The following is a 24,946-nucleotide window of genomic DNA, read 5'->3' on the forward strand; positions in this document are numbered from 1 at the left end:
CCACCCGGACATGAGGGCGAGAATGCGGGCATTCGTGGCGCTGGGCGCGAATATGGGCGATGCTGAGGGCGCGGTCCGCGACGCCTTGGCGCGGCTGGGGCCGGTGGCGGCCAGTCCGCTCTATGCCACCCCTGCCTTTCCCGCAGGGTCCGGCCCCGATTATGTCAACGCCGTGGCCGAGGTGGCATGGGATGGCGCGCCCGATGCGCTGTTGATCGATCTTCACCGGATCGAGGCGTCGGCGGGGCGGGTGCGGGCGGACCGGTGGGGCGCGCGGGTCCTGGATCTCGACCTGTTGGCGCTGGGGGAAAGGGTGGAGGGCGACTGGGCGCATTGGCACGCCCTGCCGCCCGACCGACAGCAGCGCGAGGCGCCCGGGGCGCTTATCCTGCCGCACCCCCGGCTGCAGGATCGCGCCTTCGTGCTGGTTCCGTGGTCCGACATCGCCCCCGACTGGCGGCATCCGGTGCTGGACCGGACGGTTGCGCAGATGCGGGACGCGCTGCCTGCGGGCGATGTGGCGGCGGTGCGCCCCTTGTCATCCGGTCACGATCCGCGTAAATAGGCCGCTTGATGCCCCCATCAGATGGAGTCGCCCATGGCCCGCGTGACGGTCGAAGATTGCGTTGACAAGGTCCCGAACCGGTTTGAGCTGGTGATGCTGGCCGCGCACCGCGCGCGCGAGATCGCCACGGGTTCGCCCCTGACGGTCGATCGCGACAACGACAAGAACCCCGTCGTGTCCCTGCGCGAGATCGCGGACGAGACGCAGGGCGCCGAAGCGCTGCGCGAGCGGATGATCGAAAGCTTCCAGACCCAGATCGAGGTCGACGAGCCGGAAGAAGACCGCATGTCCGCCCTCATGGGGGCCGAGCCGGACCGTCCGGCCCAGGACGACATGTCGGAAGAAAAGCTTCTGCGCGCGCTGATGGAAGCGCAAGGCCAGAACTGATCGGAAAGCGGCGGGGATGATCGACCTCGACGACCTGATCGCCCTTGTCCGCAATTACAATCCGCGCAGCGATGCCGACCTGATCACGCGCGCCTATCACTATGGCGCGCGGATGCATGATGGGCAGATGCGCCAGTCGGGCGAGCCGTATTTCACCCATCCCGTCGCGGTGGCGGCCATCCTGACCGAACAGCAGCTGGATGACGCCACCATCGTCACGGCGCTTCTGCACGACACGATCGAAGACACGAAATCCACCTATGTCGAGGTGGAGCGGCTGTTCGGCACCGACATCGCCGAACTGGTCGATGGCGTGACCAAGCTGACCAATCTGGAACTTTCCTCCACCCAATCCAAGCAGGCGGACAACTTCCGCAAGCTGTTCATGGCCATGTCCAAGGACCTGCGGGTGATTCTGGTCAAGCTGGCGGACCGGTTGCACAACATGCGCACCATCCGCTCCATGCGCCCCGAAAAGCAGGCCCAGAAGGCGCGGGAGACGATGGAGATTTTCGCCCCCCTTGCGGGGCGCATGGGGATGCAGTGGATGCGCGAGGAGCTGGAGGATCTGTCCTTCCGCGTCCTGAACGCGGAGGCGAGGAAGTCGATCATCCGCCGGTTCATCACACTGCAGCGCGAAACCGGCGATCTTGTGCACACCATCACCGCCGATATCCGCACCGAGCTGGACAAGGCCGCGATCGACGCCGCCGTCTATGGGCGCGCGAAAAAGCCCTACAGCATCTGGCGCAAGATGCAGGAGAAGGATCTGGCCTTCTCGCGCCTGTCCGACATCTACGGCTTTCGCGTGATCTGCGAGAACGAGGCCGACTGCTATCGCATTCTGGGCGTGATCCACCATCGGTGGAAGGCGGTGCCGGGGCGGTTCAAGGATTACATCAGCCAGCCCAAGCAGAACGGCTATCGCTCCATCCACACCACGGTGCAGGGGCGGGACGGCAAGCGGGTGGAGGTGCAGATCCGCACCCGGCAGATGCATGAGGTGAACGAGGCCGGCGTCGCCGCGCATTGGGCCTACCGCGAGGGGAAGCGGGTCAAGAACCCCTTCGCCGTCGATCCCGCCAAATGGCTGGCCAGCCTGACCGAACGTCTGGACGAGGAAGACCACGTCGCCTTCATGGAGACGGTGAAGCTGGAGATGTACACCGATCAGGTGTTCTGCTTCACGCCCAAGGGCGACGTGATCCAGCTTCCCAAGGGGGCCACGCCGCTGGATTTCGCCTTTGCCATCCACACGCGGGTGGGCAATTCCTGCGTGTCGGCCAAGGTGGACGGCATCCGCGTGCCGCTCTGGACCCGTTTGCGGAACGGCCAGTCGGTGGAGATCATTTCGGCCGAGGGGCAGCGCCCGCAGGCGGCCTGGATGGACATCGTGACCACTGGCCGGGCCAAGACCGCCATCCGCCGCGCGCTGCGCGAGGATGATCGCAGCCGATTCGTCCGTCTGGGGCAGGAACTGGCCCGATCCGCCTTCGATCAGGTGGACCGCAAGATGAGCGACAAGGCCCTGCGCACCGCCGCGCGGATGCTCGCCGTGCCCGACGAGGTGGAGCTTCTGGCCCGCATCGGCGCCGCCGAACTGCCCGCGCGCCGGGTGATCGAGGTGCTTTATCCCGAGGTCGCGCCCCCGACTGAGGCGGAGGTGATCCAGAACCGCCCCGTGGTCGGACTGGCCCCCGATCAGCCCTATCGGCGCGCGCAATGCTGCCAGCCGCTGCCGGGGGAACGGATCGTCGGCATCACCTATCGCGGGCAGGGCGTGGTCATCCACACCATCGACTGCCCCGCGCTGGAGGAGTTCGAGAGCCAGTCCGAACGCTGGGTCGATTTGCACTGGCAGGCGGGGCGGCACGCGCCGATCCACAACGCCGCCCTGGATGTCACCATATCCAACGACGCGGGAATGCTGGGGCGGATCTGCACCTTGATCGGAGAGCGGGCGGCCAATATCTCGGATCTGGTCCTGACGGATCGGAAGCCCGATTTCTATCGCCTGATGATCGAGACGGAGGTGCGCGACGTGGAGCACCTGCATCTGGTCATGACCGCGCTGGAAACCGAAAGCCACGTGGCGCAGATCGCACGGATGCGCGATCTGAACCGCAAGCCGTAAGAGGTGTGACATGGTCTTTCGACGGCGCGAGCGGCGCACGACGGCCGCTTGGGCGCGCGAACTGATCTACCCCCGTGGCGGCTTTCGCCGGGCCATCCAGTATGTCCTGCACCGCATGCGCCGTCTGCCCGACGATCCGTCCCGCGTGGCGCGGGGGTTCGCGGCGGGGGTGTTCATCAGCTTCACGCCGTTCTTCGGGCTGCATTTCATCGGTGCGGTCCTGATCGCCTGGGCCATTCGCGGCAACATCCTTGCGGCGCTGCTGGGCACGTTCGTCGGCAATCCGGTGACGACGCCGATCATCGCCATCACCTCGGTCGGCCTGGGCCATTGGATGCTTGGGCGGGGGCGGGATTTCGACCTGTCGGAAATCGGGGCCGCCTTCGGCGATGCGGGGACCGAGCTGTGGGACAACATCTGCGCCATGTTCACCCCCGAGACCGTCCATTGGAACGAGATGGGCAGCTTCATGCACGAGGTCTATATCCCCTATCTCGTCGGGGGGATCCTGCCCGGGCTGGTCGTCAGCGCGCTGTTCTATGCCCTGTGCGTGCCCCTTGTGCGCGCCTATCAGGTGCTGCGGGCGGCCAAGGCCGAAGAACGCCGCCTGGCGCGCCTGTCCCCCAAGGAATGACCGGGCCGGTCTTGTGCGGGGGCGCGGCGCCTCGTATCCCTTGATGGAAGGAGTCGAGGGTGATCTTCAAACGTCGCGAAACACTGACATTCCGGCAACGGGTGCGCCGCACGGTCTGGCCGCAAGGGGGGTTCCGGCGGGCATGGTCCTATCTGTGGCACCGCGTCGTGCGCCTGCCGGACGAACCCCAGCGGGTGGCGCGCGGGGTGTTCTGCGGCGTCTTCGCGGCCTTCGGTCCGTATCTGTTTCATGACTACGTCATCGCGATGGCGTTGGCCCTGCTGATCCGGGGCAACCTGTTCGCCGCCGTCGTCGCCTCCTTCGTGCAGAACCCGCTGACGGTCCCGTTTCTGGCCGTGTCGGGCGTGGGGCTGGGCCAGCATCTTCTGGGGCTGAACGATGGTCTGCCCGCCTGGCAGATCGTGGCCTTTTTCGGCTCTGCCGCATCAGAACTGGGCCATAACGTGCTGGCGCTGGTCACCGACCGCGAGATGCGGTGGCTGAGCCTGCATATCTTTTTCGAACGGATCTATCTGCCCTATCTGCTGGGCGGCACGATCCTGGGGCTGATCGCGGGGACGGGGGCCTATGTCACCGTGCTGTCGCTGGTGCGTGCCTATCGCGCCTTGCGTGTGGCCCGCCTTCGCGACAGAAGCGAGGAACTGGCCCGCAAGCGGGCAATGAAGGACGGGGGTTAGGATGGCGTTGCGTCTTGGGGTGAACATCGACCACGTGGCGACCGTGCGGAACGCGCGCGGCGGGGCGCTGCCCGATCCGGTGCGCGCGGCCCTGCTGGTGGAGGCGGCGGGCGCCGACGGCATCACCGCCCATCTGCGCGAAGACCGCCGCCACATCCGCGACGCCGATATCGACGCGCTGATGGCGGCGCTGCGCATCCCCCTGAACTTCGAGATGGCGGCCACGGCCGAGATGCAGGCCATCGCGCTGCGCCACCGCCCCCATGCCGTCTGCCTGGTGCCCGAACGGCGCGAGGAGCGGACGACCGAGGGCGGGCTTGACGTGGCGGGCGACGCCGCGCGTCTGGCCGATTTCATCGCCCCCCTGCGCGAGGCGGGCGCGCGGGTGTCCATGTTCATCGGGCACGAAGCGCGTCAGATCGAAGCTTCGGCCAGGATCGGTGCGGCGGTGGTCGAACTGCACACGGGGCATTACTGCGACCTGATGGCCGAGGGGCGCGGGGCCGAGGCGGAGGTGGAGCTGTCCGCGCTGGCCCAAGGCGCGGCCCTGGCCCACGATCTGGGGCTGGAGGTTCATGCGGGCCATGGCCTGTCCTATGACACGGTGGGGGCGGTCGCCGCCTTTCCGCAGGTGATGGAGCTGAATATCGGCCATTTCCTGATCGGCGAGGCGATCTTTCGCGGTCTGGCCCCCGCGATCGAGGAGATGCGCCGCCATATGGAGGCGGCGCGGTGATCCTTGGGATCGGCACCGATCTGGCGAATATCGACCGGATCGCCCGTGTGCTGGAGCGGCACGGCGACCGGTTCCGCAACCGCGTGTTCACGGATATCGAACAGGCCAAGGCCGAACGCCGACTGGACACGCCCGGCACCTATGCCAAGCGCTGGGCGGCGAAGGAGGCCTGTTCCAAGGCGCTGGGCACCGGATTGCGCATGGGCATCGCCTGGAAGGACATGGCGGTCAGCAACCTGCCCACCGGCCAGCCGGTGATGCACCTGACCGGATGGGCGGCGGAGCGGTTGGCCGCCATGACGCCCCCGGGCCACGCGGCGGTGGTGCATGTGACGCTGACCGACGATCACCCTTGGGCGCAGGCCTTTGTCGTGATCGAGGCGCGGCCGCTTCACATCCCTGAAACTTGACATATCCGCGCCCCCCGCGCATGAGGTGTCGGTCACGAAGGGGCAATCCATGTTCGCAAAGAAGAAGACCACCGAAGCCAAGGGCGGCATCGCCGAGACGATCAAGACGATCGTCTGGGCCCTTCTGATCGCGGGCATCTTCCGCACGCTGTTCTTTCAGCCGTTCTGGATTCCGTCCGGGTCGATGAAGGACACGCTGCTGGTGGGCGACTTTCTGTTCGTGAACAAGATGGCCTATGGCTATTCCAAGTATTCCTGCCCCTTCGCCATGTGCCCGATCTCGGGCCGCGTCTTCGAACGCGCGCCGGAGCGGGGCGATGTGGTCGTCTTCCGCCATCCGGTGAACAACACCGATTTCATCAAGCGTCTGATCGGCCTGCCCGGCGATACGGTGCAGATGCGCAACGGGCAGCTGATCCTGAACGGCCAACCCGTCCCTCAAGTGCCCGACGGCACGTTCGAGGAGATCTATGAACGTCAGGGACCTTTGGGTCAGTATCCGCGGTGCGAAAACGCGCCCGTGGGCGAGGGGGGCGTCTGCACCCTGTCACGCTTTACCGAAACGCTGCCGAACGGCGTGTCGCATGACGTTCTGAACATCGACGACAACGGGTTCGCCGACAACACGCAGGAAATGACCGTTCCGCCGGGGCATTATTTCTTCATGGGCGACAACCGCGACAATTCCGAGGACAGCCGCTTCAGCCAAGCCGTCGGCGGTGTGGGCATGGTGCCGGCCGAATATCTGGTGGGGCGCGCGGACCGGATCATCTTCTCCTCCGCCGGGCGGTCGCTCTTCTACTTCTGGACCTGGCGGGCCGATCGTTTCTTCAAGGCGGTGGAGTGAAGGTCTCTGCCGATCTCCGCGCCCTGTCCGTCCGGCTGGGGCATGAGTTCAAGCGCCCGGAACTTCTGGTCCGGGCGCTGACGCATTCGTCCATCTCCTCTCCCACCCGCGCCTCGAACGAGCGGTTGGAGTTTCTGGGCGACCGTGTGCTGGGCCTGACCATGGCCGAGGCGCTGTTCCGCGCCGATGCGCAGGCCGCCGAAGGGCAGTTGGCCCCCCGCTTCAACGCGCTGGTGCGCAAGGAAACCTGCGCGGCCGTGGCGCGGGAAACGGGCGTGGGCGACGCGTTGAAGCTGGGCCGGTCCGAGATGATGTCGGGCGGGCGGCGGAAAGAGGCACTTCTGGGCGATGCGATGGAGGCGGTGATCGCCGCCGTCTATCTGGATGCGGGGTTCGAGGTGGCGCGCGACATGGTCCTGCGCCTGTGGGGCGACCGGATCGCCAAGGCCGAGGCCACGACCCGCGACGCCAAGACCGCGCTGCAGGAATGGGCGCAGGGGCGTGGGCAGCAGCCCCCCCGCTATGTCGAATGCGACCGGTCGGGGCCGGATCACGAACCGATTTTCGTTGTCGAAGTGCGCCTTGATTCGGGCGAGACGGAACGGGCATCGGCCCGCACGAAACGCGCCGCCGAACAGGTGGCGGCCAAGGCGCTTCTGGCGCGGATGGAGGATCAAGAATGACACGCGCCGGTTTCGTCGCCCTGATCGGAGAGCCGAATGCGGGCAAATCCACGCTTTTGAACCGCATGGTGGGGGCCAAGGTCTCTATCGTCACGCATAAGGTGCAGACGACGCGCGCCCGCATCCGCGGCGTGGCGATGGAGGGGGACGCGCAGATCGTGTTCGTGGACACGCCCGGCCTGTTCCGCCCGCGCCGTCGTCTGGACCGGGCGATGGTCGCCGCCGCCTGGGGCGGGGCCGCCGACGCCGATCTGATCGTGCTTCTGGTCGAGGCGCATCGCGGCCTGACGGACGGGGCCGCCGCCATCATTGATTCGCTGAAGGACCGGGTGCCGCAGGGCATGAAGGTGGCGCTGGCGATCAACAAGATCGACCGGGTGAAGGCCGAATCGCTTCTGGCCCTGACGCAAGAGTTGAACGCCGCGTTTCCGTTCGTGGAAACCTTCATGATATCGGCCGAGAAGGGATATGGCGTGCCCGCGCTGAAGGAATGGCTGGCGGGGCAACTGCCGGAAGGCGAATGGTTTTATCCCGAGGATCAGATCGCCGATCTGCCGATGCGGGTCATTGCCGCCGAAATCACGCGCGAGAAGCTGACCCTGCGCCTGCATGAAGAACTGCCCTATCAGCTGACGGTGGAGACGGAGAAGTGGGAGGACCGCAAGGACGGCTCCACCCGCATCGACCAGATCGTCTATGTCGCCCGCGATGGCCACAAGGGCATCGTTCTGGGCAACAAGGGCGAGACGATCAAATCCGTGGGGCAGGCGGCGCGGGTGGATATCACCGAATTCATCGGCCGTCCCGCCCATCTGTTTTTGCAGGTGAAGGTGCGCCCCAACTGGCTGGAAGAGCCTGAGCGGTATTCCGAGATGGGCTTGGATTTCAAGGACGGGAATTGACCCGTCTGACCGCCGATTTCTGGGTCCGCGCCTATCTGACGCGGTTGCGGCTGGCGGACATTCCGGCCTTCGTCACCGCCAAGGGGGACGCCACCGCCGGCGCGGTTCTGGTGAAATGCGCCACGCTGGACGGGCAGGCCCGCGCCTTTCAGCGCAGTTTCGATCTGATGACCGGCGAACGGGCTTGGGTTTCGCTGGCCGAAGGAGCGGAGCCGGAGGTGGACGCTGCCATCGCCCGCCAGCGCGGCTTCGACCCCGATCTGTGGGTGATCGAGATCGAGGATCGTCAGGGTCGGACCCTACTGGACGAAGACGGTCTTTCCGATACTTGATACGTCATGGAATGGCGGGACGAGGGGGTGCTTTTGTCCGTGCGCAGGCATGGGGAAAGCGCCGCGATCATCGAGGTGTTCACGGCGGCGCATGGCCGTCACGCGGGGCTGGTGCATGGCGGCGCCTCGCGCCGGATGGCGGCCACCCTGCAGCCGGGGCATCAGCTGGATGTGACCTGGCGGGCGCGGCTGGACGACCAGCTGGGCACCTTTGCCGTCGAACCCCTGCGCCCGCGTGTGGTGCTGGAGGATCGTCTGGCGCTGGCCGGCCTGAACGCGGCCTGCGCCATGCTGCATCTGGCCCTGCCCGAGCGGGAGGCCCACCCCGCCCTGTGGCACCGCACGATGCAGCTTCTGGACGGTCTGGGGACGGAGGGGTTCGGCGCCGACTATCTGCGGTGGGAACTGCGCCTGCTGGAGGAGATGGGCTTTGCGCTGGATCTGTCGCGCTGCGCCGTCACCGGATCGCATGACGATCTGGCGTTCGTCAGTCCGCGCACGGGGCGGGCGGTGGCGCGGGGGGCGGCGGGCGAATGGGCGGACCGGCTGCTGCCCTTGCCGCCGACGCTGCTGGGCCAAGGACCGGCCGCGCCGCCGCATCTGACCGACGGGTTCCGGCTGACGGCCCATTTCCTGACGCGCGCATTCGCCCCCCGCGACCTGCCCGAGGCGCGGGCCCGGTTGGTGGACCGTTTGACCCGGCTTGCATCTTCGCCGCGACAGGCAGACTGAGGGCCCCAGAGGGGGACAGAGCATGGATCAGATTTTCGGACTGCCGGCCGAGGCGTTCTGGGCGGCGATGGTCGTCACGGTTTTTGCGGGTGTGGTGAAGGGCGCCATCGGCTTTGCGATGCCCCTGGTCATGATGTCGCTGTTCACGGCCTTCTTGCCGCCGGAATATGCCCTGGCCGGGCTGATCTTGCCGGTCCTGTCCACCAACATCCATCAATCCCTGCGCGAGGGGCTAAGGCCCGCGTTGCAGGCGGGGCGGTCGGTCTGGCGGTTCATTCTGGTGACGGTGATCTTCATCTTCGTCTCGGCCCCGTTTGCCGCGGATATTCCGCCCGTCCTGTTCCTGCTGCTTCTGGGGGTGCCTGTCACGCTCTATGCCGGATTGCAATTGGCCGGGGTGCCCTTGGGGTTTGCCTTGCGGCATCAGCGGCGGGCGGAATGGGGGCTTGGGATCGTGGCCGGTCTTTATGGCGGGATTTCGGGGATATGGGGGCCGCCGCTGATCATCTATCTTCTGTCCACCGACATTCCGAAATCGTTGAACATGCGCATTCAGGGCGTGGTGTTCCTGATGGGCGGGGTCGTTCTTCTGGTCGCGCACCTGACCACGGGTGTGCTGGGGGGGGAACGGCTGCTGTTTTCGGCTGCGCTGATACCAGCGGCGTTTCTGGGGATGATCTGGGGCTATCGCATTCACGACCGGCTGGATCAGGCGCGGTTCCGCCGGTGGACGCAGGTGCTATTGGTGATCACCGGCCTGAACCTGATCCGGCAGGCGGTGATGTGAAAAGGGCGGCCCATGGGCCGCCCTTTCCGCATTCCGCTCAGTTGATCAGCCGATCGCGGCCGCTTTCACGTCGGCGTCGATATAGGGCACGTATTGCGCAAAGTTGTCGGCGAACATGCCGACCAGCTTCTTGGCCTGCGCGTCATAGGCGGCCGGATCGGCCCAGGTCGCGCGCGGATCCAGAAGCTGCGCATCGACGCCCGGCACGGAGACCGGCACCTCGAACCCGAAGTTCGGATCCTTGCGGAACTGCATCCCGTCCAGCGATCCATCGAGTGCGGCTGTCAGCAGGGCGCGGGTGGCCTTGATCGGCATCCGCTTGCCCGTGCCGAAGGCCCCGCCGGTCCAGCCGGTGTTCACCAGCCAGCAGGACGCGCCGTGCTGGGCGATCTTTTCCTGAAGCAGCTTGCCATAGACCTCGGGGCGGCGCGGCATGAAGGGCGCGCCGAAGCAGGTGGAGAAGGTGGGAACCGGCTCCACCACGCCCCGCTCCGTCCCCGGTGTTTTGGAGGTGAAGCCCGACAGGAAGTGATACATCGCCTGTGCCGGCGTCAGTCGCGCGATGGGGGGCAGCACGCCATAGGCGTCGCAGGTCAGCAGGATGACGTTTTTCGGATGGCCGCCCAACCCGTCTTCCGACGCGTTGGAGATGTAGTTCAGCGGATAGGCGCAGCGCATGTTCTCGGTCAGGCTCGAATCCTCGAAGTCGAGTTCGAGCGTGTCGGCATCGAAGACCATGTTTTCGATGACCGTGCCGAATTTATGCGTGGTGGCGTAGATTTCGGGCTCGGCCTCGGCCGACAGGTTGATCGTTTTCGCATAGCAGCCGCCTTCGAAATTGAAGGTGCCGCGATCGGACCAGCCGTGTTCGTCATCGCCGATCAGAACCCGCGACGGATCGGCCGAGAGCGTGGTTTTCCCCGTGCCCGACAGCCCGAAGAACACCGCCGTGTCCACCGGATTGCCGACGGCGTGGTTGGCCGAGCAGTGCATCGGCATCACGCCCTTTTCCGGCAGGATGTAGTTCAGCAGCGTGAAGACCGATTTCTTGTTCTCGCCCGCATATTCGGTGCCGCCGATCAGGATCAGCTTCCGTTCGAAGTTCAGGGCGATGACCGTGTCGGTGCGGCAGCCGTGCCGGGCGGGGTCGGCCTTGAAGCTGGGGCAGTTGATGATGGTGAATTCGGGGGTGAAGCCGTCCAGCTCCGACCGCTCGGGGCGGCGCAGAAGGTGGCGGATGAACAGGTTGTGCCAGGCCAGTTCGGTCACGACGCGCACATCCAGCCGGTGCGTTGGGTCGGCCCCGGCATAGAGGTCCTGCACGAAATAGTCGCGGCCCTTCATATGCGCCAGCATGTCGTCGTAAAGGCGGTCGAACGCGTTCGGCGCCATGGCGGTGTTGTTGTCCCACCAGATCGTGTCTTCCACGTCCTTGGTGCGCACGACATGCTTGTCCTTGGGCGAACGGCCGGTATAGGCGCCGGTGGTCACCAGAAACGCGCCGCCCTGACCGATCTGGCCTTCGCCGCGCGCGACCGCGGCCTGCATCAGCGCGGGTTCGTTCAGGTTGTAATGGACGGTGCCCAGCCCGGCGATGCCCTGATCTTCCAACTTCTGTGCCGGATTCACGCGTCCGATGGTCATATGCAAGCTCCCGATGCCGCATGGCGGCATTTGCTACCCGAAAAAAATTCGGCATCCGGTCGGGCGGATGCCGGTGACGCGCAGACCTCCCCACGCGTAACAATTTTACATATAACACGCAGAAATCATCCGAGAATACCCTCCGATCAACGCGTTAGCGCAATCATGAGCAGGTTTAGCGCAACCACATTCCGCATGTGCGGATCCTTGCCGCGCGGTTCCGGTGCATCGCGGAAATCCGGCATGTCCCCGTAATTCCCAGTTGTAAGTGATTCTGCACAGTGGAAGAAGGAGGAACCTGCGTTAACGATTTCAGACCTTCCGGAAAGACCCTGCCCATGCCGCGTATCGCCCTTGTGGATGATGACAGGAACATCCTGACATCGGTTGGCATGACCCTGGAGGCGGAGGGGTTCGACGTCGATACCTTCACCGACGGGCAAAGCGCGCTGGATGCCTTCGCCCGCCGGATGCCCGATCTGGCGGTTCTGGACATCAAGATGCCCCGCATGGACGGGATGGACCTGTTGCAGCGTCTGCGCCAATCGAGCGAGATTCCGGTCGTGTTCCTGACCTCCAAGGATGATGAGATCGACGAGATTCTGGGCCTGCGGATGGGCGCGGACGATTACATGCGCAAACCCTTTTCGCAGCGGCTGCTGGTGGAACGCATCCGCGTCCTGCTGCGCCGCCAGCAGGCGCGGGGCGGGGCGGCGGCCTCGGGCCCTGCGCAGATGCTGGAACGCGGGCAGTTGCGCATGGACCTGCAGCGCCATGCCGTGACGTGGCGAGGGCAGGAGATCGGGTTGACCGTGACCGAATTCCTGCTTCTGGGGGCTTTGGCCGAACATCCGGGCCATGTGAAAACGCGTGACCAGTTGATGAAGGTCGCCTATCAGGACGAGGTGCATGTCGATGATCGGACCATCGACAGTCACATCAAGCGGCTGCGCAAGAAACTGCGGCTGGCCGACACGGACTTCTGCGCGATCGAGACCCTGTATGGCATCGGCTACCGTTACAACGAGATCTGAGGGAATGGGGCGGGTTCGGCGATGGTGCCGGGGGTGGTGCGCCTCGCGGCTGGTGTGGCGCATCGTGGGGTTCAACCTGCTGTCGCTGGGGGTGATCCTTGGCGCGATGCTGGTGCTGAACCCGACGCGGGGCATGGTCTATGACATGCGGATCGAGATGTTGCAGATGCAGGTCCGGCTGACCGCGCTGACCTTTGCCGAGGACGGAACGCTGGACCCCGTCTCGCCGCGCGCGGGGCAGGTGGTGACGGTCTTCGGCACGGATGGACAGGTCCGGGCGCAGATGGCGGGGCGGACATTGCCGGGGGCGGACGCGCCCGATGCCGGCCCTGACTGCACGGCCCTGGGGGTCGAGGCGGCGTTGCCCGATGGCGGGTTCGTGCGGCTGTGCGAATCGGCCAGCGTGGCCGATGCGATCGCAGGGCGCGAAACGCGGCGTCTGGCCGTGGCAGCGGGGACGGCGATTTTTCTGTCCATCGGTCTCAGCCTGCTGCTGGCGGTGATGATCGCGCGGCCGCTGCGCGACCTTGCGGCGGCCGCGCGGCGCCGGGGGGCCGCCCCGCAAGGGCGCATCGCCATCCCCGACCTGACCGACCGCCCCGATGAGATCGGACATCTGTCGGACGCCATGCGCGGCATGGTGGACGCCCTTTACGACCGGATCGACGCCAACGAACGATTCGCCGCCGATGTCGCGCATGAATTGCGCAATCCGCTCGCCTCCATGCGGTCGGCGGTGGATACGCTGCGCATCGCGCGCGACGATCAGCGGGCGACGCTTCTGGACATCATCGACCATGACGTGCGCCGCATGGACCGGCTGGTGACCGACATCTCCAACGCCTCCCGCCTTGATACCGAACTGGTGAAGGAGGCGGAGGGGCCGATCGACCTGGGCGCGATGTTGGCGGGGCTGTCGAGCCATCTGACCCATCATGCCGAGGAGCGGAACGTGCGGTTCGCGCTGGACCTGCCCGACGCGCCCATCGTGGTGCAGGGGCTGGAGGCGCGTTTGGCGCAGGTGTTCGTGAACCTCATCTCCAACGCCGTGTCGTTTTCCAGGCCGGGCGACACGGTCAAGCTGTGGGCGCGCCAGCGGGGCAATCGCGCGCTGGTCGTGGTGGAGGATATGGGGCCGGGCATCCCGGACGACGCGATGGCGAAGATCTTCACCCGCTTCTACTCCGAACGGCCGGAGGATGATTTCGGCAACCATTCCGGCCTTGGCCTGTCCATCGCCCGCCAGATCGTTGAGGCGCATCGCGGCGTGATCTGGGCCGAGAACATCCGCCCCGAGGATGCGCCGGAAGCACCGCCGGATGGCGCGCGGTTCGTGGTGGGGCTTCCCGCGTGATCCTGCACGCCTCCTCGGTCGCGTGGCAGGGGCGGGGGGTGTTGATCCTCGGGCCGTCGGGCAGCGGCAAATCGACGCTGGCGTTGGCTCTCATGGCCTTTGGCGCGACCCTGATCGCCGACGACCGGACCGAGGTTCGGCGCGAGGGGGATACCCTGCACGCCGATGCGCCCGCCGCCCTTGCCGGGTTGATCGAGGCGCGCGGCGTGGGCCTCCTGCGCGCCGATTATGCGCCCGCCGCCGTGGGGCTGGCCGTGGATCTGGGGCGCGCCGAAACGCAACGCCTGCCGCATATGGGTCACACCTCCGTGCTTGGCATCCAATTGCCCCTTGTGCCCGGCGCGGGGCGGGATCACCTTGCTGGTTCGATCCTCCAATATCTCAAGTGCGGGCGATACAGGTGAGCGAGACGGCGCCGATCACAGCGGCCAATCAGGCCAACGGTCACGATCTGGTGCTGGTCACCGGCCCGTCGGGGGCTGGCCGGTCCACCGCGATCAACGCGCTTGAAGATATCGGGTTCGAGGTGATCGACAACCTCCCGCTGTCGCTGGTGCCGCGCCTGATCGAAGGGGCCTCGGTCGGGCCGCTGGCGCTGGGGCTGGACGTGCGCAACCGCGATTTCAACGCGACCGCCCTGATCGAGCTGATCGACCGGCTGACCCGCAATCCGGCGGTGGCGCTGGATGTGCTCTATGTCGATTGTTCGGCGGACGAACTGATCCGCCGCTACAACCAGACCCGCCGCCGCCATCCCCTGGGGCAGGCCCCGGCGGACGCGATCGGACGCGAGGTCGATCTTTTGTCCCCCGTGCGGGCGCGGGCCGATCACCTGATCGACACCACCGACATGTCCCCCCACGATCTGAAGGCCGAGATCGCATCGTGGTATGGCACGGGCGAGGGGGCGCGGATGACCGTCTCGCTCCAGTCCTTTTCCTATAAACGGGGGGTGCCGCGCGGGGTGGATCTGGTGTTCGATTGCCGCTTCCTGAACAACCCCCACTGGGTGCCCGCCCTGCGCGAGATGGACGGTCGGGACGCGGCGGTGGTGGACCATATCCGAAACGATCCGCGGTTTGAGGAGTTCTTCACCCGCGTCCGCGATCTGGTCCTGTTCCTGCTGCCCGCCCAACGGGATGAGGGCAAGGCCCATGCGACGGTGGCCTTCGGATGCACCGGCGGGCAACACCGATCGGTTGCGATGGTGGAAATGTTGGCCGACGCGCTTGCGCAAGGGGGTTGGCCGGTGGCAAGACGCCATCGTGAACTGGAACGAAGCGCGGCGCACAAGGCGCCCGGACATGGGATGAACGCGTGATCGGCATCGTGATCGTGGCACATGGAGGCTTGGCGCGCGAGTATCTCTCGGCGGTCGAACATGTCGTGGGCAAACAGCCGTCGATGACGGCCATTTCCATCGAGGATGATCACGACCGCAGCGCCAAGCAGGCCGAGATCTGCGCGGCGGCGGAAACCGTGGATACCGGCGGCGGCGTGGTGGTCGTGACGGACATGTTCGGCGGGTCGCCCTCGAACCTGTCGCTTCCGGCCTGCATGGCGCGGGGGCGGCGGATCGTCTATGGCGCGAACCTGCCCATGCTGATCAAGCTTGCCAAATCGCGCGATCTTCCGGTGGGGGATGCGGTCGCGCTGGCGCTGGATGCGGGGCGCAAATACATCAACTCTCTGGATCTTGGGGAAGCGACGACCTGATGGCCCGACGTTTGACGATCGTGAACGTGAAGGGGCTGCACGCCCGCGCCTCGGCCCGCTTCGTGGAGGTGGTGGAGGCGTTCGACGCCGAGGCGACCGTGTCCAAGGACGGGATGGACGTGTCGGGCGATTCGATCATGGGGCTTTTGATGCTCGCCGCCTCGCGCGGGACCGAGATCGAGGTGGCGACGAGCGGGCCGCAGGCCGACGCGCTGGCCGATGCGTTGGCGGCGCTGGTCGCCGACCGCTTCGGCGAGGATATGTGAAGGGCGGGTGTCCCCGCCCCCCCTGTCAGACCTTGGCCGTCAGCTCCGGCACGGCCTCGAAGATGTCGCAGACCAGCCCGTAATCGGCCACCTGGAAGATCGGCGCATCCTCGTCCTTGTTCAGGGCGACGATAACCTTGCTGTCCTTCATGCCCGCCAGATGCTGGATCGCGCCGGAAATGCCCACGGCGATATAAAGGTCGGGGGCCACCACCTTGCCCGTCTGCCCCACCTGCCAGTCGTTGGGGGCATAGCCCGCATCGACCGCCGCGCGCGAGGCACCGACCGCGCCGCCCAGCTTGTCGGCCAAGGCCACGATCAGGGCGAAATTCTCTTCCGATCCAAGGCCGCGCCCGCCCGAGACGACGACGCCGGCCGAGGTGAGTTCGGGCCGGCCCGTGCTTTCGATCCGGTCCTCCACCCAGGTGGACAGGGCGGGATCGGCGGGCGCGGTCATCGTGTCGATCGGGGCCGGGCCACCCGTCTCTGCCGGGGCAAAGCCCGTGGTGCGCAGCGTCAGCACTTTAACCGCGTCGCCCGAACGAACCCGCTGGACCGCGTTTCCGGCATAGGCGGGGCGTTCAAAGGTGTCGGCATCCAGGATAGCGGTCACGTCCGGGATGATCATCACGTCCAGAAGGGCCGCGACGCGGGGCAGGGTCGCCTTGCCCGCCGTGGTCGCGGCGGCGGCGACATGGGTGTATCCCCCGGCCTTCACCTCGGACAGGATCAGGTTCGCCAATGCCTCGGGCAGCGGCGCACCCTCGGCCTGCAGCACCTTCGTGACGCCGGACAGGGTCGCCGCCTCCGCCGCGGCCTCGGCCCCCACGGCCAGGACATGCACGTCGCCCAAGGGGGCGAGGGCGGTCAGGGCGCGGGCCACGGGATCGGCCACCAGACGGCCCTGCGCGGTTTCGGCAATCAGAAGAACGGTCATTTCAGCACCCCCGCCTCTTTCAGTTTTCCGACCAGTTCATCGACCGATCCCACCTTGATCCCGCCCGCGCGCTGCGCGGGTTCGCGGGTGTCCAGAACGGTCAGTCGCGGGGTGACATCGACGCCGTAATCGGCGGCGGTCTTTTCCTCGATCGGTTTCTTCTTCGCTTTCATGATGTTGGGCAGGCTGGCATAGCGCGGCTCGTTCAAACGCAGGTCGGTGGTGACCACCGCCGGAAAGGTCACGTCCACCACCTGAAGTCCGCCATCCACCTCGCGCGTGATGCGGGCGGTGTCGCCGTTGACCGCGATTTCGGACGCCTGCGTCGCCTGCGCCCAGCCCAGCAGGGCCGACAGCATCTGGCCCGTGGCCCCCATGTCGCCGTCGATCGCCTGCTTGCCGGTCAGGATCAGCTTCGGCGCCTCCTCGGCCGCGATGGCGGCAAGGATCTTGGCGGTGGCCAGCGGCTCCAGCGCGCCGTCCTCGGTCACCAGAATGGCGCGGTCGGCCCCCATGGCAAGGGCCGTGCGCAAGGTGTCGGTCGCCTGCTTCACGCCGATGGACACGGCCACGACTTCCGTCGCGATGCCGCGCTCCTTCAGGCGGATCGCCTCCTCAACGGCGATTTCATCGAAGGGGTTCATCGACATCTTCACATTCGCCAGATCGACGCCCGAGCCGTCCGGCTTCACGCGGACCTTCACGTTGTAATCGACGACCCGTTTCACGGGGACCAGTATTTTCATGATATCCTCTTCCAAAAGTCCGCCGGACGGACGGGGCGCAGGCGATCTGCGCGGCGGGGGGCGGCCCCAAAGGCAACGCGATGACGCTGGATACTGTCCATGTCAGGCGGGGCGCGTCAATCCGGGCTGCCACAGAATCTCCGACGCGCCATTGGCTGCGCGGGCGGCGACGAACAGCCAATCCGACAGGCGGTTGAGATAGCGGCGCGCCGGTTCGGACGTGTCGGGCACCGAGAGCGTGTCCCGTTCCGCCCGGCGGCAGACGGTGCGCGCCAGATGCAGATGGGCGGCCAGCGGGGTGCCGCCGGGCAGGATGAAGCTTTTCAACGGCGCAAGCGGCGCGTTCATCGCGTCGATCTCCTTCTCCAGCCGCGCGACCTGTTCGGGCAGGATTCGCAGGGGCGGATGGGCGGGCGTCGCGGTGGCGGGCAGCGCCAGATCCGCCCCCAGATCGAACAGATCGTTCGAGATGCGGGCCAGCGCCGCCGCCATGTCGTCCTGCGCGTGCAGACGGCACAGACCGATCGTGGCGTTCACCTCATCCACCGCGCCGATGGCGGCGAAACGGGCGTCGGTTTTCGGCAGGCGTCGGCCGTCGGCCAGCCCGCTGGTGCCGTCATCCCCGGTGCGGGTATAGATTTTCGACAGCGTGACCATCAGCCCTGCACCAGCGTCAGAAGAACGACCGCCGCCGCCCCGACCGCCAGGGCAAAGGACAGGCTGCGCGCCAGCCGCAAAAGCCGGACCGAGGACGGTTTGGTCACGTCCGACGCGAACCCGCCGCAGAGCAGCGCCACAACGGAGGCAACGGTGACGACCGCCATGGCGATCAGGATGGTCGCCGCGCGGGGCGAAAGATGTTCCATCAGGCGTTCCCCATGATGCGGTCGATGGCGCGGGTGGGCAGGATGCGGCGCGCCACGGCCATCAGTTTGGTCGGCGTGGTGATGCGGTAACGGGCGCGGGGGCGGTCCGCCTCCAGCGCATGGATGATCTGGTCGGTCACGGCAGAGGCGGGCAGTTCCCACCGGTCCTTGTCCGTCCCCTCATACAGGCGGTGCAACAGGCCTTCGTAGTCCTTGGCGCGCGCCGAGGCCTTCCAGTCGATCCAGCGTTCGAAATGGGGGATCGCGTTCTTGCGGAAATCCGAGGTGATGGGGCCGGGCTGGATCAGGCTGACATGGATGCCGGTGCCGCGCATTTCCATCCGCAGCACATCCGTCAGCCCCTCAAGCGCGAATTTGGTCGCGCAATAGGCCCCGCGCCACGGCGCGCCCGCAAAGCCCAGCACCGACGAACACATGACGATCCGACCGTGCCCCTGCCTGCGCATCATCGGGATGACGGCGCGGGTCAGTTCATGGGTGCCGAAAAGGTTCGTCTCGAAAATCTCCCGCAGGGCATCGCGGGGCAGATCCTCCACCGCGCCGGGGCAGGCGAAGGCCCCGTTGTTGTAGATGCCGTCGAGCGTTCCCCCGGTGCGGGCCGCCACCTCGGCCACGGCGGCGGCGATGCTGGCGGAACTGGCAAGATCGAGGGGAAAGCTCTCCAACCCCTCGGAGGCCAGACGTTCGCAGTCTTCGGGGCGGCGGCAGGTGGCAAACACGCGCCATCCGCGCGTGGCCAGGGTTTTGGCGGCATCGCGACCGATTCCTGAGGAGCAGCCGGTCATGAGAACGGAACGGGGGACGGTCTGGGTCATGCCCATGTTATGCAGAGGGGCCGGGCGAATTACAAACGGTCAGTTCATCGCCGTGCGCAGCGGCACCTGCTCCAGATAGGAGGAGGAGACCCAGCCTTCGACGCCGTCGCCCTCCATGCGGATCAGGGTCCAGCCGCCATCGACCTTGACGACGCTGATCTCCTCGCCGCGCGTCAGGCTGGACAGGACGGTGGCCTGCGGCGACGGCCCCTGCCGCACGTTCAGCCGGTTGGCGGTGACATGGGCGGTGCTCAGGGGGGCCTCGGACGCCATGGCGGCCATGACGGGTGCCGCGTCCGGCACGGCGGAATATTGCGGGGTCGGGATGAAACGATGGGTCGCGGCCGTCTGCACCGCCTGCGCGTGGGCCAGGCCGGCCCGCTGATGTCCCGCGTCCTGCCCTGCGATCACGAGGGTCAGGCCCACGCCTGCGGCAAGAAGAAGGGTCATACGCAACATTTGGGCACCTTTAAGCTTTTCGGCATTTTCTTGCCGTTCGCGAACACAAGCCCGTAATCGTGCGAAAAGTTCCCGCATTCGTGGGGCTGGACCGAACCTCGTCCGCGCCTTACAGGAGGGGGATGACCGATACCGCCGACGACACCCCCGACACCACGCTGAGCTTCGAGCCGCTGTCCCGCGCCATTGGCGAGCGGTATCTGACCTATGCCCTGTCCACGATCATGAACCGCGCGCTGCCCGACGCGCGCGACGGGCTGAAGCCGGTGCATCGCCGCATCCTCTATGCGATGCGCGAGTTGCGCCTGTCGCCCACGGGGGGCTTTCGCAAATCGGCCAAGATCTCGGGCGATGTGATGGGCAACTATCACCCGCATGGCGATGCGGCGATCTATGACGCGATGGCGCGGTTGGCGCAGGATTTCAACGTCCGCTATCCGCTGGTGGACGGGCAGGGGAACTTCGGCAACATCGACGGCGACAACCCCGCCGCCAGCCGTTACACCGAGGCGCGCCTGACGGCGATCGCCGAGACGTTGATGGAAGGGCTGGCCGAGAACGCGGTCGATTTTCGCCCGAACTATGATGGCACGCTGGAGGAACCGGCGGTGATGCCGGCGGCGTTTCCGAACCTTTTGGCCAACGGATCGTCCGGGATCGCGGTGGGGATGGCAACGAACATCCCGCCCCACAACCTTCACGAACTGATCGACGCCTGTCAGGCGATGATCAAGACGCCCGCCATCGAGGACGACGCACTGGTCGATCTGGTGCCCGGCCCCGATTTCCCCACCGGCGGCATCATCGTGGAGCCGCGCTCGGCCATCCTTGACGCCTATCGCACCGGACGCGGCGCGTTTCGCCTGCGCGCCAAGTGGGAGAGGGAGGATCTGGGGCGCGGCAACTGGCAGATCGTCGTCACCGAAATCCCCTATCAGGTGCAGAAATCCAAGCTGATCGAACGCTTGGCCGAGCTGATCCAGACGCGCAAGGTGCCGCTTTTGGCCGATGTGCGCGACGAATCGGCCGAGGATGTCCGCATCGTTCTGGAGCCGCGCGCCCGGACGGTGGAGCCGGACATGCTGATGGGGATGCTGTTCAAGAACTCCGACCTGGAAACCCGGTTCAGCCTGAACATGAACGTGCTGATCGACGGGCGGACGCCGAAGGTGTGCAGCCTGAAGGAGGTCCTGCGCGCGTTTCTGGATCACCGCCGCGAGGTTCTTCTGCGCCGGAGCGAGCATCGTCTGGCCAAGATCGACCATCAGCTTGAGGTGCTGGAAGGTCTGATCACCGCGTTCCTCAATCTGGATCGGGTAATCGACATCATCCGCTATGACGACAACCCCAAGCGCGCGCTGATGGTGGAGGATTGGACCCTGACCCGGCCCAAGGCGACGTCCGAGGCCGATTACATCAGCCCCGACACGTTCGGCACCCTGTCCGAAGTGCAGGCCGAGGCGATCCTGAACCTGCGCCTGCGGTCGTTGCGGCGGCTGGAGGAGATGGAGCTTCTGGCCGAACGCGACGCGTTGGTGGCCGAACGCGCCGATCTGGTCGATCTGCTGGCGAACGAGGCCAAGCAGTGGAAGACCATCGGCAAGGAATTGGCGACGATCCAGAAGACCTTCGGCAAGGGCACCGCGCTGGGCGCGCGTCGGTCGGCCTTTGCCGAAGCCGGCGAGACGCAGGACGTGCCGTTCGAGGCGATGATCGACCGCGAGCCGATCACCGTCATCTGCTCCCGGATGGGATGGATCCGGGCGATGAAGGGGCATGTCGCGCTGGGCTCGGACGTGAAGTTCAAGGATGGCGACGGCCCGCGGTTCATCTTCCATGCCGAGACGACCGACCGCATCCTGCTCGTGGGATCGAACGGGCGGTTCTATACCCTGCTGGGCGCGAACCTGCCCGGCGGGCGGGGGATGGGAGAGCCGGTGCGCCTGATGGTGGATCTGCCGAACGACGCCGAGATCACCGATCTGATCGTCTGGCGCGCGGGGGAGCGATGGCTCATCGCCTCCACCGCCGGGGACGGGTTCATCCTGCCGTCGGACGAAGCCGTGGCCATGACCCGCGCGGGCAAGGCCGTGCTGACGGTGAAGGAGGGCGTGACGACGGCGCTGGTGAAGCCTGTGCGCGGCGATCATGTCGCGGTCATCGGCGACAATCGCAAGATGCTGGTCTTTCCGATTTCGGATATGCCGGAAATGGGCAAGGGCAAAGGCGTGCGGTTGCAGAAATACAAGGATGGCGGGTTGTCCGACGCCATCACCTTCCCGCTGGAGGAGGGGCTGTCCTGGCAGCTGGAGGGTGGGCGCACGCGGCGCGAACCCGACCTGTCCGAATGGCTGGGCGCGCGCGCGACCGCCGGACGCATGGCCCCGCGCGGCTTTCCCCGCGATAACCGTTTCTGACTTGTAGCGGGGCGGTTTGGCCCTAGTGTGACCGCCACGCCAATGGAGTGCCCGATGTTGAAGCAGCTTTCCGCCTTGTGTCTTGTGCTGGGCCTTGCCGCCTGCGGAGGCAGCGATCTGAAGGATCCGCCCGTGGACATGGGCAATTTCCGTCTTGGCCTGAACATCGCGGTGGCCGACAACGCGCAGAAGGTTCCGATTTCCCGCAGTGCTACGGCGGACGAATGGGAAGAATCGATCCGCACGGCGGTGGCCGACCGGTTCGGGCGGTATCGCGGCACGAAGCTTTACAACATCGGCATCAGCGTGGACGGCTATGCGCTGGCCCCTCCGGGCATTCCGGTGGTGGCCGCGCCGAAGTCGGTTCTGGTGATCACGGCCAACATCTGGGACGACGCGGCGCAGAAGAAGCTGAACGCCGAAGGGCGGCAGATCCACGTCTGGGAAGACGGCGGGGCGAGCCTTCTGGGGACCGGCCTGATCCGCGGGCGCGACCGCCAGATGGAGGTTCTGTCCTATAACGCCGTCAAGAAGGTCGAGGAATGGCTGCTGACCCATCCCGAATGGTTCGACATCCAGGGCGCGGCCCCGACGGCCGTGGGGGCGACCCCGGTTCCCGAAGGGGCTGAGGCAGGGCCGGTGCCCGGCACGTCGATCCCGGTCGCGGCCAACTGACACTTGATTTATTCCGCGCCGGTGGATATCTGCCGCGCGACACAAACCGGGTCCGCAGTGGCCCCCGAACTTCGAGACCCCGTCATGGCAAAGGCAAAGTTTGAACGCAACAAACCGCACGTGAACATCGGGACCATTGGTCACGTTGACCACGGCAAGACGACGTTGACGGCGGCGATCACGAAGTATTTCGGCGAGTTCCGCGCGTATGACCAGATCGACGGCGCGCCGGAGGAGAAGGCTCGCGGGATCACGATCTCGACCGCGCACGTGGAATACGAGACGGAGAACCGTCACTACGCGCACGTGGACTGCCCCGGCCACGCCGACTACGTGAAGAACATGATCACCGGCGCGGCCCAGATGGACGGCGCGATCCTGGTCGTGAACGCCGCCGACGGTCCGATGCCGCAAACGCGCGAGCACATCCTGCTGGGCCGTCAGGTCGGCATCCCCTACATGGTCGTCTACCTGAACAAGGTCGACCAGGTGGATGACGAAGAGCTGCTGGAGCTGGTGGAGATGGAAGTGCGCGAGCTTCTGTCCTCCTACGACTACCCGGGCGATGACATTCCGATCGTCAAGGGCTCGGCCCTGGCCGCTCTGGAAGGTCGTGACGAGGAGATCGGCGAGAAGTCGATCCGCGCGCTGATGGAAGCCGTGGACGCCTACATCCCGACCCCGGCCCGCGCCGTGGACCAGCCGTTCCTGATGCCGGTCGAGGACGTGTTCTCGATCTCGGGTCGCGGCACGGTGGCCACGGGCCGCGTGGAGCGTGGTGTGGTGAAGGTCGGCGAGGAAGTCGAGATCGTCGGCATCCGCGACACCAAGAAGACCGTCTGCACGGGCGTCGAGATGTTCCGCAAGCTGCTGGATCAGGGCGAAGCAGGCGACAACGTGGGTCTTCTGCTGCGCGGTGTGGACCGTGAGGGGATCGAGCGCGGCCAGGTGCTGTGCAAGCCCGGCTCGGTGAAGCCGCACACGAAGTTCGAAGCGGAGGCCTACATCCTGACGAAGGAAGAGGGTGGCCGTCACACGCCGTTCTTCGCGAACTACCGTCCGCAATTCTACTTCCGCACGACCGACGTGACGGGCACGGTGGAACTGCCGGAAGGCACCGAGATGGTGATGCCGGGCGACAACCTGAAGTTCAACGTCGAACTGATCGCGCCGATCGCCATGGAAGAGAAGCTGCGCTTCGCCATCCGTGAAGGCGGCCGCACCGTCGGCGCAGGCGTCGTCTCGAAAATCATCGCCTGATTTCGGATCGGGTTCTTGGAAAGGCCGCCCTTGGGGGCGGCTTTTTCATGTGCGCGGGTGGCGCACAGAGGCTGTGCGGAATGGCCCGGATCGGTAAGTCATTGTGGCCAAGCATAAATCCCGCATCATTTTAACCGTCACGTTTTTGGGAACGTTATTAAAAGCGCAGAACATTGAATAATGTGAGTGAGGTGTGCATTTCCGCATGGTCGGCGCAGAAGACCGACGGAAAGGCTATCATGAAATACGCAACTCTTATCGCCGCTGCTCTTGTCGCATTCGCCGGAGCGGCTTCCGCGCAAACCACCCCGGTCCTGAACTCCTCCTCGCAGGTGGTTCTGCAAACCTTGGCACCCGATCTGGACGCCTCCAAGCTGACGCCGATCCAGGTGCGTCGCATCAACAACGAAGTGGCGTCGAACTCGGGCCTGACCAAACCCGTTCTGCAAAACATCGTCCGCAACTGATTTGCGGCGATGAGAACGGCAATCCTTCGCTTGGGTTCCAAAAATTAATTCGCGTTATTTTTTGAACCGTTCGGCAAAAAGGCGCGTTGTCTGCCCATAGCCGCGACGACTGCGGTCAAACAGGCGCCTCGACGCCGAAAGCGAAAGGTAGATACATGAAGACGCTTGCTCTCACCACTGCCGCTGCCCTGATTTCCGTTGCCGGTTTCGCCCACGCCCAACCGGCCGCACCGGGCGACATGCAACTCGACTCGGGCGCGATCGAACAGCTGCGGACGTTGGATCCCAATCTGGACGTGACGACGCTGACCCCGATCCAGATCAACGAGATCAACGAACAGGTCGCCGGTGACGGCCTTGACCAAGGCGAGTTGATCACGATCCTGGAAGACATGTAAGCGACCTTCGGATCGCGTGTGCGA

The 24,946-nt window shown here is 65.9% G+C and carries 31 protein-coding genes; 24 read left to right on the top strand and 7 right to left on the bottom strand.

All coding sequences use genetic code 11. From position 1 onward, the window contains the following. Positions 1-22: 22 nt before the first annotated feature. From folK to MU449_RS01330, 13 genes are read left to right on the top strand one after another with little or no spacing between them, the layout of a single operon-like run. Positions 23-565 (top strand): 2-amino-4-hydroxy-6-hydroxymethyldihydropteridine diphosphokinase, encoded by a 543-nt coding sequence (gene folK, locus MU449_RS01270; protein ID WP_244736188.1) that lies wholly within the window; start codon positions 23-25, stop codon positions 563-565. Positions 566-598: 33 nt separating this feature from the next. Next, positions 599-952, top strand: a complete 354-nt coding sequence (gene rpoZ, locus MU449_RS01275) for a DNA-directed RNA polymerase subunit omega (RefSeq protein ID WP_244736189.1) — start codon at positions 599-601, stop codon at positions 950-952. Between the two features lie 16 nt (positions 953-968). Beyond that, entirely contained in the window at positions 969-3,086 is a 2,118-nt protein-coding gene (locus tag MU449_RS01280; protein WP_244736190.1) for a RelA/SpoT family protein, read from the top strand. 10 nt (positions 3,087-3,096) lie between these two features. Next, positions 3,097-3,720, top strand: coding sequence for a DUF2062 domain-containing protein (locus MU449_RS01285; RefSeq protein ID WP_244736191.1), 624 nt, complete (start codon positions 3,097-3,099; stop codon positions 3,718-3,720). Between the two features lie 59 nt (positions 3,721-3,779). Next, entirely contained in the window at positions 3,780-4,418 is a 639-nt protein-coding gene (locus tag MU449_RS01290) for a DUF2062 domain-containing protein (protein ID WP_244736192.1), read from the top strand. A 1-nt stretch (position 4,419) separates the two neighbouring features. Continuing rightward, positions 4,420-5,154: a pyridoxine 5'-phosphate synthase gene (locus MU449_RS01295; protein WP_244736193.1), complete on the top strand. Its 735-nt coding sequence runs from the start codon at positions 4,420-4,422 to the stop codon at positions 5,152-5,154. Then, the gene (gene acpS / locus MU449_RS01300) at positions 5,151-5,564 is read left to right on the top strand and encodes a holo-ACP synthase (protein WP_244736194.1); all 414 of its coding nucleotides are present in this window, start codon (positions 5,151-5,153) and stop codon (positions 5,562-5,564) included. Before MU449_RS01295 ends, acpS begins: the two co-directional genes overlap by 4 nt. A gap of 49 nt (positions 5,565-5,613) precedes the next feature. Beyond that, a complete protein-coding gene (gene lepB / locus MU449_RS01305; protein ID WP_244736195.1) occupies positions 5,614-6,411 on the top strand; it encodes a signal peptidase I in 798 nt (265 codons plus the stop codon). Further along, positions 6,408-7,094: a ribonuclease III gene (gene rnc / locus MU449_RS01310; RefSeq protein WP_244736196.1), complete on the top strand. Its 687-nt coding sequence runs from the start codon at positions 6,408-6,410 to the stop codon at positions 7,092-7,094. Before lepB ends, rnc begins: the two co-directional genes overlap by 4 nt. Further along, on the top strand, positions 7,091-7,996 hold the full coding sequence (era, locus tag MU449_RS01315; RefSeq protein WP_244736197.1) for a GTPase Era: 906 nt from the start codon (positions 7,091-7,093) through the stop codon (positions 7,994-7,996). Before rnc ends, era begins: the two co-directional genes overlap by 4 nt. Continuing rightward, on the top strand, positions 7,993-8,328 hold the full coding sequence (locus MU449_RS01320; RefSeq protein ID WP_244736198.1) for a DUF1491 family protein: 336 nt from the start codon (positions 7,993-7,995) through the stop codon (positions 8,326-8,328). Before era ends, MU449_RS01320 begins: the two co-directional genes overlap by 4 nt. Positions 8,329-8,334: 6 nt before the next feature. Beyond that, the gene (gene recO, locus MU449_RS01325; protein ID WP_244736199.1) at positions 8,335-9,060 is read left to right on the top strand and encodes a DNA repair protein RecO; all 726 of its coding nucleotides are present in this window, start codon (positions 8,335-8,337) and stop codon (positions 9,058-9,060) included. A gap of 22 nt (positions 9,061-9,082) precedes the next feature. Next, positions 9,083-9,847 (top strand): sulfite exporter TauE/SafE family protein, encoded by a 765-nt coding sequence (locus MU449_RS01330; protein WP_244736200.1) that lies wholly within the window; start codon positions 9,083-9,085, stop codon positions 9,845-9,847. A 45-nt stretch (positions 9,848-9,892) separates the two neighbouring features. On the opposite strand, the gene MU449_RS01335 is transcribed toward MU449_RS01330, so the two are convergent. Then, entirely contained in the window at positions 9,893-11,491 is a 1,599-nt protein-coding gene (locus MU449_RS01335) for a phosphoenolpyruvate carboxykinase (protein ID WP_244736201.1), read from the bottom strand. Positions 11,492-11,829: 338 nt separating this feature from the next. Between MU449_RS01335 and MU449_RS01340 the strand changes: the two genes are divergently transcribed. The 6 genes from MU449_RS01340 to MU449_RS01365 are packed head-to-tail and all read left to right on the top strand — an operon-like array spanning position 11,830 to position 15,861. After that, positions 11,830-12,525 carry a response regulator transcription factor gene (locus MU449_RS01340; protein ID WP_244736202.1) on the top strand — a complete coding sequence of 232 codons (696 nt, stop codon included), beginning with the start codon at positions 11,830-11,832 and terminating at the stop codon, positions 12,523-12,525. Positions 12,526-12,529: 4 nt separating this feature from the next. After that, a complete protein-coding gene (locus tag MU449_RS01345) occupies positions 12,530-13,879 on the top strand; it encodes a HAMP domain-containing sensor histidine kinase (protein ID WP_244736203.1) in 1,350 nt (449 codons plus the stop codon). Beyond that, on the top strand, positions 13,876-14,283 hold the full coding sequence (locus MU449_RS01350; protein WP_244736204.1) for an HPr kinase/phosphorylase: 408 nt from the start codon (positions 13,876-13,878) through the stop codon (positions 14,281-14,283). The genes MU449_RS01345 and MU449_RS01350 overlap by 4 nt, the downstream gene beginning before the upstream one ends. Continuing rightward, positions 14,280-15,200: an RNase adapter RapZ gene (gene rapZ / locus MU449_RS01355; protein ID WP_244736205.1), complete on the top strand. Its 921-nt coding sequence runs from the start codon at positions 14,280-14,282 to the stop codon at positions 15,198-15,200. The genes MU449_RS01350 and rapZ overlap by 4 nt, the downstream gene beginning before the upstream one ends. Beyond that, positions 15,197-15,595, top strand: coding sequence for a PTS sugar transporter subunit IIA (locus tag MU449_RS01360; protein WP_244736206.1), 399 nt, complete (start codon positions 15,197-15,199; stop codon positions 15,593-15,595). Before rapZ ends, MU449_RS01360 begins: the two co-directional genes overlap by 4 nt. Continuing rightward, positions 15,595-15,861, top strand: coding sequence for an HPr family phosphocarrier protein (locus tag MU449_RS01365; RefSeq protein WP_425309783.1), 267 nt, complete (start codon positions 15,595-15,597; stop codon positions 15,859-15,861). Before MU449_RS01360 ends, MU449_RS01365 begins: the two co-directional genes overlap by 1 nt. A 25-nt stretch (positions 15,862-15,886) precedes the next feature. Here MU449_RS01365 and MU449_RS01370 read toward each other — a convergent pair whose 3' ends face one another. From MU449_RS01370 to MU449_RS01395, 6 genes are all read right to left on the bottom strand, one after another. Further along, the gene (locus MU449_RS01370; RefSeq protein WP_244736207.1) at positions 15,887-16,798 is read right to left on the bottom strand and encodes an electron transfer flavoprotein subunit alpha/FixB family protein; all 912 of its coding nucleotides are present in this window, start codon (positions 16,796-16,798) and stop codon (positions 15,887-15,889) included. Further along, complete coding sequence (locus tag MU449_RS01375) at positions 16,795-17,544, bottom strand: electron transfer flavoprotein subunit beta/FixA family protein (RefSeq protein ID WP_244736208.1); 750 nt, start codon at positions 17,542-17,544, stop codon at positions 16,795-16,797. The genes MU449_RS01370 and MU449_RS01375 overlap by 4 nt, the downstream gene beginning before the upstream one ends. A 102-nt stretch (positions 17,545-17,646) precedes the next feature. Beyond that, positions 17,647-18,201, bottom strand: coding sequence for a cob(I)yrinic acid a,c-diamide adenosyltransferase (locus MU449_RS01380; protein WP_244736209.1), 555 nt, complete (start codon positions 18,199-18,201; stop codon positions 17,647-17,649). Further along, positions 18,201-18,410: a hypothetical protein gene (locus tag MU449_RS01385; RefSeq protein ID WP_244736210.1), complete on the bottom strand. Its 210-nt coding sequence runs from the start codon at positions 18,408-18,410 to the stop codon at positions 18,201-18,203. The genes MU449_RS01380 and MU449_RS01385 overlap by 1 nt, the downstream gene beginning before the upstream one ends. Continuing rightward, positions 18,410-19,246, bottom strand: a complete 837-nt coding sequence (locus MU449_RS01390) for an SDR family NAD(P)-dependent oxidoreductase (protein ID WP_244736211.1) — start codon at positions 19,244-19,246, stop codon at positions 18,410-18,412. The genes MU449_RS01385 and MU449_RS01390 overlap by 1 nt, the downstream gene beginning before the upstream one ends. 39 nt (positions 19,247-19,285) lie before the next feature. Then, positions 19,286-19,696, bottom strand: a complete 411-nt coding sequence (locus MU449_RS01395) for an SH3 domain-containing protein (RefSeq protein WP_244736212.1) — start codon at positions 19,694-19,696, stop codon at positions 19,286-19,288. Positions 19,697-19,827: 131 nt separating this feature from the next. Between MU449_RS01395 and parC the strand changes: the two genes are divergently transcribed. The 5 genes from parC (at position 19,828) to MU449_RS01420 (ending at position 24,922) form a co-directional block, all read left to right on the top strand. Next, entirely contained in the window at positions 19,828-22,122 is a 2,295-nt protein-coding gene (gene parC, locus MU449_RS01400; RefSeq protein ID WP_244736213.1) for a DNA topoisomerase IV subunit A, read from the top strand. Between the two features lie 54 nt (positions 22,123-22,176). Beyond that, entirely contained in the window at positions 22,177-22,797 is a 621-nt protein-coding gene (locus MU449_RS01405) for a hypothetical protein (RefSeq protein WP_244736214.1), read from the top strand. Positions 22,798-22,881: 84 nt separating this feature from the next. Continuing rightward, positions 22,882-24,057: an elongation factor Tu gene (gene tuf / locus MU449_RS01410; RefSeq protein WP_244736215.1), complete on the top strand. Its 1,176-nt coding sequence runs from the start codon at positions 22,882-22,884 to the stop codon at positions 24,055-24,057. A 239-nt stretch (positions 24,058-24,296) separates the two neighbouring features. Beyond that, positions 24,297-24,524 (top strand): hypothetical protein, encoded by a 228-nt coding sequence (locus tag MU449_RS01415; RefSeq protein ID WP_244736216.1) that lies wholly within the window; start codon positions 24,297-24,299, stop codon positions 24,522-24,524. Between the two features lie 155 nt (positions 24,525-24,679). Further along, positions 24,680-24,922: a hypothetical protein gene (locus MU449_RS01420; protein WP_244736217.1), complete on the top strand. Its 243-nt coding sequence runs from the start codon at positions 24,680-24,682 to the stop codon at positions 24,920-24,922. The last annotated feature ends 24 nt before the right edge of the window (positions 24,923-24,946 follow it).

Source organism: Falsirhodobacter halotolerans (genome assembly GCF_022899245.1).
Taxonomy (GTDB): Bacteria; Pseudomonadota; Alphaproteobacteria; order Rhodobacterales; family Rhodobacteraceae; genus Falsirhodobacter; species Falsirhodobacter halotolerans.

What these genes read in the sequence shown, in the direction of transcription:
- MU449_RS01345 (WP_244736203.1), top strand. Translation starts at nt 12,530, where the DNA reads ATGGGGCGGGTTCGGCGATGGTGCCGGGGGTGGTGCGCCTCGCGGCTG.
- MU449_RS01335 (WP_244736201.1), bottom strand. Translation starts at nt 11,491, where the DNA reads ATGACCATCGGACGCGTGAATCCGGCACAGAAGTTGGAAGATCAGGGC.
- rpoZ (WP_244736189.1), top strand. Translation starts at nt 599, where the DNA reads ATGGCCCGCGTGACGGTCGAAGATTGCGTTGACAAGGTCCCGAACCGG.
- MU449_RS01370 (WP_244736207.1), bottom strand. Translation starts at nt 16,798, where the DNA reads ATGACCGTTCTTCTGATTGCCGAAACCGCGCAGGGCCGTCTGGTGGCC.
- MU449_RS01375 (WP_244736208.1), bottom strand. Translation starts at nt 17,544, where the DNA reads ATGAAAATACTGGTCCCCGTGAAACGGGTCGTCGATTACAACGTGAAG.
- MU449_RS01295 (WP_244736193.1), top strand. Translation starts at nt 4,420, where the DNA reads ATGGCGTTGCGTCTTGGGGTGAACATCGACCACGTGGCGACCGTGCGG.
- MU449_RS01395 (WP_244736212.1), bottom strand. Translation starts at nt 19,696, where the DNA reads ATGACCCTTCTTCTTGCCGCAGGCGTGGGCCTGACCCTCGTGATCGCA.
- MU449_RS01340 (WP_244736202.1), top strand. Translation starts at nt 11,830, where the DNA reads ATGCCGCGTATCGCCCTTGTGGATGATGACAGGAACATCCTGACATCG.
- MU449_RS01385 (WP_244736210.1), bottom strand. Translation starts at nt 18,410, where the DNA reads ATGGAACATCTTTCGCCCCGCGCGGCGACCATCCTGATCGCCATGGCG.
- MU449_RS01280 (WP_244736190.1), top strand. Translation starts at nt 969, where the DNA reads ATGATCGACCTCGACGACCTGATCGCCCTTGTCCGCAATTACAATCCG.
- recO (WP_244736199.1), top strand. Translation starts at nt 8,335, where the DNA reads ATGGAATGGCGGGACGAGGGGGTGCTTTTGTCCGTGCGCAGGCATGGG.
- parC (WP_244736213.1), top strand. Translation starts at nt 19,828, where the DNA reads ATGACCGATACCGCCGACGACACCCCCGACACCACGCTGAGCTTCGAG.
- lepB (WP_244736195.1), top strand. Translation starts at nt 5,614, where the DNA reads ATGTTCGCAAAGAAGAAGACCACCGAAGCCAAGGGCGGCATCGCCGAG.
- MU449_RS01285 (WP_244736191.1), top strand. Translation starts at nt 3,097, where the DNA reads ATGGTCTTTCGACGGCGCGAGCGGCGCACGACGGCCGCTTGGGCGCGC.
- MU449_RS01390 (WP_244736211.1), bottom strand. Translation starts at nt 19,246, where the DNA reads ATGACCCAGACCGTCCCCCGTTCCGTTCTCATGACCGGCTGCTCCTCA.
- folK (WP_244736188.1), top strand. Translation starts at nt 23, where the DNA reads ATGCGGGCATTCGTGGCGCTGGGCGCGAATATGGGCGATGCTGAGGGC.
- era (WP_244736197.1), top strand. Translation starts at nt 7,091, where the DNA reads ATGACACGCGCCGGTTTCGTCGCCCTGATCGGAGAGCCGAATGCGGGC.
- MU449_RS01330 (WP_244736200.1), top strand. Translation starts at nt 9,083, where the DNA reads ATGGATCAGATTTTCGGACTGCCGGCCGAGGCGTTCTGGGCGGCGATG.
- MU449_RS01415 (WP_244736216.1), top strand. Translation starts at nt 24,297, where the DNA reads ATGAAATACGCAACTCTTATCGCCGCTGCTCTTGTCGCATTCGCCGGA.
- MU449_RS01405 (WP_244736214.1), top strand. Translation starts at nt 22,177, where the DNA reads ATGTTGAAGCAGCTTTCCGCCTTGTGTCTTGTGCTGGGCCTTGCCGCC.
- MU449_RS01365 (WP_425309783.1), top strand. Translation starts at nt 15,595, where the DNA reads ATGGCCCGACGTTTGACGATCGTGAACGTGAAGGGGCTGCACGCCCGC.
- MU449_RS01420 (WP_244736217.1), top strand. Translation starts at nt 24,680, where the DNA reads ATGAAGACGCTTGCTCTCACCACTGCCGCTGCCCTGATTTCCGTTGCC.
- MU449_RS01380 (WP_244736209.1), bottom strand. Translation starts at nt 18,201, where the DNA reads ATGGTCACGCTGTCGAAAATCTATACCCGCACCGGGGATGACGGCACC.
- tuf (WP_244736215.1), top strand. Translation starts at nt 22,882, where the DNA reads ATGGCAAAGGCAAAGTTTGAACGCAACAAACCGCACGTGAACATCGGG.